Annotated in this window: 6 protein-coding genes; 3 read left to right on the forward strand and 3 right to left on the reverse strand. The window is 56.9% G+C overall.

The window, feature by feature from the left end; genetic code table 11:
- Positions 1–30: 30 nt before the first annotated feature.
- Genes BM261_RS05880 through ubiE form a run of 3 tightly spaced genes read left to right on the forward strand, consistent with a single transcriptional unit; the run spans position 31 to position 2,170 of the window.
- Positions 31–459 (forward strand): gamma-butyrobetaine hydroxylase-like domain-containing protein, encoded by a 429-nt coding sequence (locus BM261_RS05880; RefSeq protein ID WP_074896188.1) that lies wholly within the window; start codon positions 31–33, stop codon positions 457–459.
- 20 nt (positions 460–479) lie between these two features.
- Entirely contained in the window at positions 480–1,403 is a 924-nt protein-coding gene (gene rnz / locus BM261_RS05885; protein ID WP_074896191.1) for a ribonuclease Z, read from the forward strand.
- A gap of 29 nt (positions 1,404–1,432) precedes the next feature.
- Positions 1,433–2,170, forward strand: a complete 738-nt coding sequence (gene ubiE, locus BM261_RS05890) for a bifunctional demethylmenaquinone methyltransferase/2-methoxy-6-polyprenyl-1,4-benzoquinol methylase UbiE (RefSeq protein ID WP_074896195.1) — start codon at positions 1,433–1,435, stop codon at positions 2,168–2,170.
- Between the two features lie 62 nt (positions 2,171–2,232).
- Here ubiE and BM261_RS05895 read toward each other — a convergent pair whose 3' ends face one another.
- The 3 genes from BM261_RS05895 to BM261_RS05905 form a co-directional block, all read right to left on the reverse strand.
- Positions 2,233–3,726 (reverse strand): surface lipoprotein assembly modifier, encoded by a 1,494-nt coding sequence (locus BM261_RS05895; protein ID WP_074896198.1) that lies wholly within the window; start codon positions 3,724–3,726, stop codon positions 2,233–2,235.
- Between the two features lie 116 nt (positions 3,727–3,842).
- The gene (locus BM261_RS05900) at positions 3,843–4,805 is read right to left on the reverse strand and encodes a Slam-dependent surface lipoprotein (protein WP_074896201.1); all 963 of its coding nucleotides are present in this window, start codon (positions 4,803–4,805) and stop codon (positions 3,843–3,845) included.
- A 159-nt stretch (positions 4,806–4,964) separates the two neighbouring features.
- Positions 4,965–8,372, reverse strand: a complete 3,408-nt coding sequence (locus tag BM261_RS05905) for a TonB-dependent receptor domain-containing protein (protein ID WP_074896273.1) — start codon at positions 8,370–8,372, stop codon at positions 4,965–4,967.
- Positions 8,373–8,393: the final 21 nt, after the last annotated feature.

An 8,393-nucleotide genomic window follows, 5' to 3' on the forward strand; every position in this document is an offset into this window, starting at 1 on the left:
ACGCACATCGAAAGAAAGAAGGAAACCGACATGAAACACCCGCTGCCCGAAGAAATCCGCGTCCGTTCAGGCCGAGCCGCTTTGGGGTTGGTATACGGCGGCGAAACCTTCGACCTGCCGGCTGAGTTTTTGCGCGTCTATTCGCCCAGTGCGCAAGTGCGCGGCCACGGCCCCGGACAGGAAGTGTTGCAAACCGGTAAAAAAGACGTGCTGATCAACGATATCGAACCTGTCGGGCAATATGCCTTGAAAATTGTGTTTTCAGACGGCCACGACAGCGGCTTGTACGATTGGGACTATTTGCATACACTGGCACACGATTACGACGCACTGTGGGCGGATTACCTGCGCCGCATCGAATTGGCGGGCGCGTCGCGCCTTCCGTCTGCCGACGATTCGCAAGCCGGACAGAAATCCGGCCATGCCTGCGGCAGCGGCGGTTGCGGCGGGCGGCATTGAGGAAGAGGCCGTCTGAAAACATGGAACTGCAATTTTTAGGCACCGGCGCGGGTTCGCCGTCGAAAGCGCGCAACGTTACCTGCACCGCCCTGAAAACAGGCGGGAAAAGTAACGAAGTCTGGCTGTTTGACTGCGGCGAGGCCACGCAGCACCAAATTCTGCGTACCAACATCCGGCCGGGCAAAATCAGGCAGATTTTCATCACGCACCTGCACGGCGACCACATCTTCGGCCTGCCCGGCCTGCTCAGCAGCCGCTCGTTTTTGGGCGGGGCGGACGAACCGCTGTCCCTGTACGGCCCCGCCGGTATCCGCCGTTTTGTCGAAAGCGCGCTGGAAGTTTCGCAAACGCAGTTGAGCTATCCAATAAACTTCCATGAATTCGTTTCAGACGGCCTCATATTGGACGACGGGGAATTTACCGTCCGTGCTTTCGCACTGGCGCACAGCCTGCCGTCCTTCGCCTACCGCATCGAAGAAAAAGAACGCGCGGGCGGCTTGCAAATGGACCGTCTGCGCGAACTCGGCATCCCGTCCGGCCCGTTGTTAGGCCGTCTGAAAAACGGCGAAACCGTAACCTTGGACGACGGGCGGCTGATTGACGGCAAAGAATACCTTTCGCCGCCGCGAAAAGGGCGGATAATCGCCGTTTTCGGCGACACCAAACCCTGTTCGTCCGCACCGGCGGCGGCCGAAGGGGCGGATGTCTTGGTGCACGAAGCGACTTTTGCCGCCGGAGACGAAGCAATGGCGGAAAAAGTTTTCCATTCCACCGTGTCCGATGCCGCAAACCTGGCCGCCGAAGCCGGGGTGAAACAACTCTACCTGACCCACATCAGCGCGCGTTATGCCAATGAGGAGCAACGGCTGATGCTGGAGCGGCAGGCGCAAAACATATTTCCCGCGTCGAAAGTGGTTGGCGATTTCGACGTATTCGATATTTGAATCCGCATTATTTTTACAAGGCAGACAACATGAGCGACCATAAAACCCATTTCGGTTTCAGCACCGTGGATGAGAACGAAAAAGCCGGCAAAGTAGCCGAAGTGTTCCATTCGGTAGCGAAAAACTACGATATCATGAACGACGTGATGTCCGGCGGCCTGCACCGCGTTTGGAAACATTTCACCATCAACACCGCGCGCCTGAAAAAAGGCGACAAAGTGTTGGACATCGCGGGCGGTACGGGCGATTTGTCTCGCGGCTGGGCCAAGCGTGTGGGCAAAGAGGGCGAAGTTTGGCTGACCGACATCAACTCCTCCATGCTGACCGTCGGCCGCGACCGCCTGCTCAACGAAGGCCTGATTTTGCCCGTATCGCTGGCGGACGCGGAAAAACTGCCGTTTCCCGACAACTACTTCAATCTGGTTTCCGTCGCTTTCGGCCTGCGCAATATGACGCACAAAGATGCCGCGCTGAAAGAGATGCATCGCGTGTTGAAACCGGGCGGCACGCTGCTGGTATTGGAGTTTTCCAAAGTCTACAAACCGCTGGAAGGCGTGTACGACCTGTATTCGTTCAAGCTGCTGCCGGTTATGGGCAAACTGATTGCGAAAGATGCCGACAGCTATCAATATCTGGCCGAATCCATCCGTATGCACCCGGATCAGGAAACTTTGAAACAGATGATGCTGGATGCGGGTTTCGACAGCGTGGACTATCACAACATGAGCGCGGGCATTGTGGCGTTGCACAAAGGCGTGAAGTTCTGATTACGCAGATATTCGAAAGGCCGTCTGAAAACTGATTTAAGGTTTTCAGACGGCCTTTCCTTTTAAAACCGATACTTCAAGCTCAACAGCCATTCGTTTTGGAGGTAGCGGTAATACACCGCGTTGCTGCGCGCGATTGTGCGGCGGAAGCGCAGTTCGGGGTATACGCCTTTGATATTCCATTGCGGAAAACCCGCCGCAGCCATCATGATGTATTGCTTGTCGCGCCGCCGCCTGTTGTCGCTGACGAAACTTGCCGCGTCATACAGGCTGCGGCGGTAGAGCAGGATGGCGTTTAAATAAGTACCGCCCGGAAACAGCCGGTATGCGCCCAGCCGCGCCGTATATTCTTTGCTGGAAGAGGATTTTTCGGGATAGGCTTTGCGGGCGGCATCGAAGTTGGCAAGCAGGCCGCTTTTCGGCGTGATGGAAAATTCCGCCCCCGCGCCCAGTTCGTATTGTTTGAAATCGGCAAAATAAGTTTTACTTTGTCCGCCGTATCCGGTCTTTTTCGCGCCGGCACGGGCATTGACACGCCAGCGCGGGGAGAGTGTGTGCGACCAGTCGGCATCCGCACCCCATGCGCGGTAGTGGGTGTGGCGGTTGCGGAAGTCGTATTCGAAATAGGGCAGCAGGGAAAAGGAGGAGCGTGCGTCGGCATAGGCATATCCCGCGTAAAGCGAACCGTTGTGATAGCCGTAATCCGGCATGGCCGCCGAATCTTGGTCTTTTTCCGTGTAGCGGTTGCCGTACAGCACACCGCGCACCTGTACGCCGTGATGCCCTTTGAGCGGGACGGTTTTTTTGGCGGTCGCGCTATAGGATGAGAAGGTCGAATCCGTTGGCGCGGGTAGGGTGCGCTCCATCAGGCACATGCCGGCGATTTCCCACACGCATTGGCTGATGCCGTTGCCTTGGTTTACATTGCTGTTGTAGCCGTAGCCTAGGCTGATTTGGCCGTGCCAGCGGCGGCGTTTGCCCAGTTCGGACAGGTAGTTTTCCACGATGGGGCGGGTTTCTGCGGGAATATCCGTTTTCAGAACTTTCTCAAACGCGGCGGCGGACTCTTTGTTTTGGTTGTCTTCGGCATAAAACCGCCCCGCTTCGAGCAGCAGGCGGGGGTTGTCGGGTTCGGCTTCCAAGGCCGTCTGAAAACTGTTCCCCGCCGCGCGGAAATCCCCTTCGTCCCGTTTTTGCAGCGCATCGGCCAAATGAATCAGCGCGGGCTTGTGCCGGGGCAGTTTGGCGTAGCGGGCGGCGAACTGCCGCACCTTGTGCCACTGCCGCGCGTTGAGGGCATGGTAAATCGCGCTTTCCAACTCTTCCGCCGTGTCGCCGACTTGGTAGACTGTACCGTCTATCATGATGTAGTCGTCGTTTTCTCCCACTTCCCCGTGTGCCTGCTCCGTGTCCAGCCAGCCGCTTTCGCGGTATTGCTGCGTTTGGCGGCTGCCCTCGTCCAGCAGGCGGCGGCGTTCGTCTGCGGCATCGTCGGACGGGGCGGCGAGGCAGACCGTACAGAGCGGCAGGAAAAGCAGGCAGAGGCGGTGTTTCATGGGATGGGGTCCTTTGGGCAGGGAGGCCGTCTGAAAAAAGGTCGGATTCGATAAAACCAAAGCGGGATGCAGACTACGGTCAAGCTGCATCCCGTTGTATTCTCAACAATTTGGGCTTATTGTCTGCGGCCACCGAAGGCTACGTCTTTATCCGCTCCCGTGCGATCCACGATACCGGCCAAGGCTTCCGCACTGTTGCCGTAGAAACGGCCGGTAATATGTTCGTTTGCCTTGCCGTTGTCAAACGTACCGTTGCTCCGAATATTGGTACCGGCGAAGTTTACACTGTCGCCTGGACGGGAGATACTGCCTGTCAATGAACCTGACCCTGTTCCGTAGTTGGCGGTAAGTGTACCGGTGTAGAAATCGTTGCGGCCGGGAGTGTGTTTGTTCACGCCCAATACATTGTATTTAGCATTAACGAGCTTCGGCATATTTCGGGTTGGGTTGTCGCCTACATACCAAACGGTGCGTTTGCTGTCCGCCATATTTAAATCGGTGCTGTTGTCAGACGGGTTGCCCTTGCGTGGTGCCCATTCGCCGAAGAATACGTTGTTACCTTCACCCATGCCCGGCACTTTGGCAATCACCAAGCCGCCGAATTTCGGTGCAAAGGGGAGTTTCGGTTCGGTTATTTGGCGCACGCTGTACACTTCGGTGTTGTTGTGGCGGTTTTCATACCACACCTGTCCCAGTTTCGGGTTGTAGAACCAGCCGACAACCGGCTTTACGTCGCCCAAGCGAAGATGTTTCGGATTGCGCGTGCCGTCCACATTGGCATAGGGGTTGTTGCCGTTAATCGGAACTTTCTGTGTGCCCTGTTTATATTTGATACCGATATGTTTAACCGGGCCGTTTTCCAGATTGATGGAGTTTGACCAACTATGGCCGTTGTCGGTACTGAATGCCAAGCCTGCCTTGCCTTTACCAAAAGGCTGACTATCGGATTCACCGGGTTTGACTGTTGTTGGCTTCTTGTCTATGTCCGTTTGACTTGAACCACCTTCCGGAGCGGCGGCGGCCACGCCGAAAACGCCGCACAGTGTCGCGGCCAACAGGGTTTGTTTGAAGATAGACATAATAAGTCTCCTTTTTAACATTAAGTGAATAACAACAAACATCCGCTTTATTGCCGCCGGCTGGCGGAAAAAACGGCAAAAAGCCTTCCCCTGCGGGGCGGTTTGGTTTGTGTATCCCTATGTCCGGCGCGTTTGCCGCGCCTGTCGTTATCCGTCCGGCTAAAATTTCGCCGTCAGCCCGAAGGTAACCGTCCTGCCCGGCCCGGGTGCGGGCACGTTGCTCATCGGGTCGAGGTAGTAGCGGTTGGTCAGGTTGGTGATGCCGAGATTGACGTTGAGGTTTTTGTGTACCTGATAGCGGCCGTACACGTCCCATGTCAGCGAGGGGTTCCAATGGTAGGGCTTGCCGGTGCTGTTGAAGATATGCCCAAAACCCCGCTTCAACAGTTGGTCGTATTGCTTGGTGTTGACGCGGCTGTGGTAGATGCCGCGCAGGCCGAATTCCAGTTTCTCACCCAAGGTGCGCATGCCCGCATCAAGGTTCACCGAATACTTCGGCTGTAGGGCATGGTAGCCGCGCGTGCTGCCGTAGCCCCCTTCAATGCAGATCGGCACGCCTTTGTAGCCGTAGGGGTCGAAATCGAAGGCCGTGTCGCGGTCGCACATCTGCTGTTTCAGGCGGTAGGTCGCGCCCAGCGCGGCGAAGAAGCGGCCGCTGTCGATGCGGCTCTGCCATTCCAGCCCGGCGGTATCCTTGCTGTCGTATTGCACGGTGCGGAAATGGTCGGTGGTCTCGATTACGTTCCGGATGCGGTTGCGGTAGTAGGTCAGGCGCATATCGCCTTGGCGCAGCCGGGCAAAGTGCGGTGCGAAGTTAAAGTTGTAGCCGATTTCCAGGCTGCGGCTGCGTTCCGGCTTGAAGCGGAAATTCGGTGCTTTGGGCGATCCGATATAGGCCAGGTCGTTGTAAAAGCTGCCGACTTCGTACACGCTGGGGAAGCGGGTCATCTGCGCGTAGCGCACGAACAGGCGGTTGTTGTCGGTCAGGTCGTAGCTGACGGCGACGGTCGGTGCCCAAGCATGGGCGCGTATCGGTTTGGGCTGCGCCCAGTATTGCTCTTCAGTGTAGTGTTTATTGATAATCTTATGTCCTGATCCGGTATCACCGCCGGTTTCCGGGTAACCGACACTCATATTGGTCAGTTTCCCTGGCCAAGTATCCATACAACTGTTTTCATTACTTCTTATACAGTTCTCAGGATTCCCCGACCCTGCCCAATATCGGTAATGTGCCTGATTCAATCCCTGTGGATTGGCAACCTTTTCCTGATAATTTTTCACAAAATCATGGAAATGTTCCGGCAGCGAACCGCTGTCCAGCTTGCCGTTCACAAACGGCACATATACGGGGCGCACCCGGTACAGCGGATGATTTTGAGAATTATTATAACCTGTGCCGTCGCCATAAGCAAGCCCGTCGCTGCCGATATATTGATACTGGTCGTACACCTTATATTCCGAACTGTTGTAATATTTCGGCAGCTTATAGCGTGCGCCGTGCGCCTGCACGGCTCGGTCGGCAGCGGCGATGGCGGCGTCATCGCCTGACTGGTAGGCGTGCCGGCTCTGTTCGGCTACCGCGTCCCAATCGCGCCGCTCCCGATCGCCAACCAGCTCGAAATATGGGATGTACACGCCGTCCGAATAAGTGCTGCTGTCGCCGCCACCGGCCTGATAGCGCGGGTCGCGGCGGGCGCGGCCTTCGGCCAGGGCGGTGTCGAAGCCCCTGAAATTGTGGTATCGGATACCGGCGGAGATTTTCAGGCGGTCGGTGGCCTGCCAGTCGAATACCAAGTTGGTTCCCCATTCGCGCCGTTTGCCGCCGCGCGGGCCGGCGATTTTCGTCATGCCGGTGGCCATGCCGGCAAGGTTGAACATATCCTGCGAATTAACCACTTCCACTTCTTCTTCCAGCTTCTCGTTCTGATAGTCGGCGGACAGGGTCATGTGCAGGCGCGGATGAAGGCGGAAGCGGTTGTTGAGGTCGAAGCCCGTGCGGCTGACACGGGTTTTCTGTTCTGCGCCGGAAAGCACACGGTATTGTCCGTTGTCGTTGGGCAGGATTTTCATCACTTCTTCTTTACTTAAACCGTTTACGCCGAAATCGTCCATCAGGCTGCTGCAACTGCTGTAGCTGTCGGCATAATCGGGCGGAAGTTGTCCGCGTTTGGTGCACCAGTGCCAGACATCGTAGTGAGGGTCCGGTTTGGCGGCAGACAAATCCATACCGCCGCTCTGGTGGCGGGTGGTATTGGTTTTAATGCGCCACAGGTTGGCCTGCAGGTCGATCCAGCGGCTGTTTTCGGGCTTCCAGTTCCAGCCGAGTTTGTAGGTGTCGGTGCGGATATTGGAATCGATACTTTGCATCTGCGGCGACAATGATTTGGGGCGGTTGCTGGGATTGTATTCTTCAATATTCATCACATAGGTGGTATGGAAGGGGTTGATTTCGCCAAAGCGCACGTCAGTGCGCATATACTGCCAGCCAAGTTTATGGCTGCCGGGCAGATGCCAGTTGTTTTTCAGCAGCAGGGTTTTGGTTTCGGTATTGCTGTTGAGTACCTCCACGCCGGGATGGTAGACCTTGGCCATATTGGGCACGAAGGTGGCAGAGTTTTTGCAGTCGAAGTCGCTGCCGCCTTCATCGCTGCATTTTTGCAGGTCGTATACCGGATTGTGCAGGTAGCCTTCCGCACCTTTGCGCCCGGCGAAGTAGTTGCCTTTGTTGCGGTAGCTGTAGGCGGCCAGGCCGTCTGAAAGTTCGGTTTTGAAGGCGGCAACGGCCATATAGCCGCGGTCGTTGCCGAAACGCCAATTATCGTGGCCGCCTTTGTGCTTGGGCGGGGTCAGACCGTCGGCCACCAAGGCCTGCGGGCTTTGTTTGCGGGTATGAGGGTCGAAGCCGCCGCCCGCTCCGTCCGCCGTCGCGCCGAAGGGCAGGGTTCGGTAGTCTTCCCAGCCCAGCCATTGGTTGAGGTTGTTGGCCTGTTTGTTGCTGTTGTTGGAGAACTCCGTTTTCAGTTGGAAGCCGAATTTTTTCCCTTCGGGCACGATGTCGCCGGCTTCGATGGTGCGGATGGTTACCGCGCCGCCCACGCCGGATTTCACGCCGCGTGTGAGGGCGGGGCTTTTTTCCACCGCGATGCTGCGGAACAGGGCGGGATCGAGATAATTGCGGTCGCCCACGCCGTAGTTGTTCATCCATACGTCTATGGTTTGCTCTGTACCATCTACGGTAACCGGGATGCGGCCTTTGCCGGTGATGCCGCGTATATTGGGCGTAATCGCGCCGCCGGCGGTGCGGGTGTTCATGTTGTACACGCCGTTTAAGCCTTTGAGCACGTCGCCGGCGGATTGGACGCGGTAGCGTTCGAGGTATTCTTTGCCGACGTAGGCGTTGGAGACGTTTTTGTAATACACGTCGTCCGCGCCTTTTTGGTCGGCACTGCGTTTGCCGGTAACGGTCAGCGCTTCGATGTTGCTGCTTTCGGTTACTTCGGCGGGCGGGTTGTCGGCGGCATAGGCGGGCAGGGCAATGAGGATGCCTGCGAGGCTGACGGCGAGGATTTTCGGCCGTGAGGGGAATTT

Source organism: Neisseria elongata subsp. elongata (assembly GCF_900113545.1).
Lineage (GTDB): Bacteria > Pseudomonadota > Gammaproteobacteria > Burkholderiales > Neisseriaceae > Neisseria > Neisseria elongata.

Bases quoted from the DNA above. Each gene is read 5' to 3' on its own strand.
- BM261_RS05900 (WP_074896201.1), bottom strand. From the start codon at position 4,805: ATGTCTATCTTCAAACAAACCCTGTTGGCCGCGACACTGTGCGGCGTT.
- rnz (WP_074896191.1), top strand. From the start codon at position 480: ATGGAACTGCAATTTTTAGGCACCGGCGCGGGTTCGCCGTCGAAAGCG.
- ubiE (WP_074896195.1), top strand. From the start codon at position 1,433: ATGAGCGACCATAAAACCCATTTCGGTTTCAGCACCGTGGATGAGAAC.
- BM261_RS05895 (WP_074896198.1), bottom strand. From the start codon at position 3,726: ATGAAACACCGCCTCTGCCTGCTTTTCCTGCCGCTCTGTACGGTCTGC.
- BM261_RS05880 (WP_074896188.1), top strand. From the start codon at position 31: ATGAAACACCCGCTGCCCGAAGAAATCCGCGTCCGTTCAGGCCGAGCC.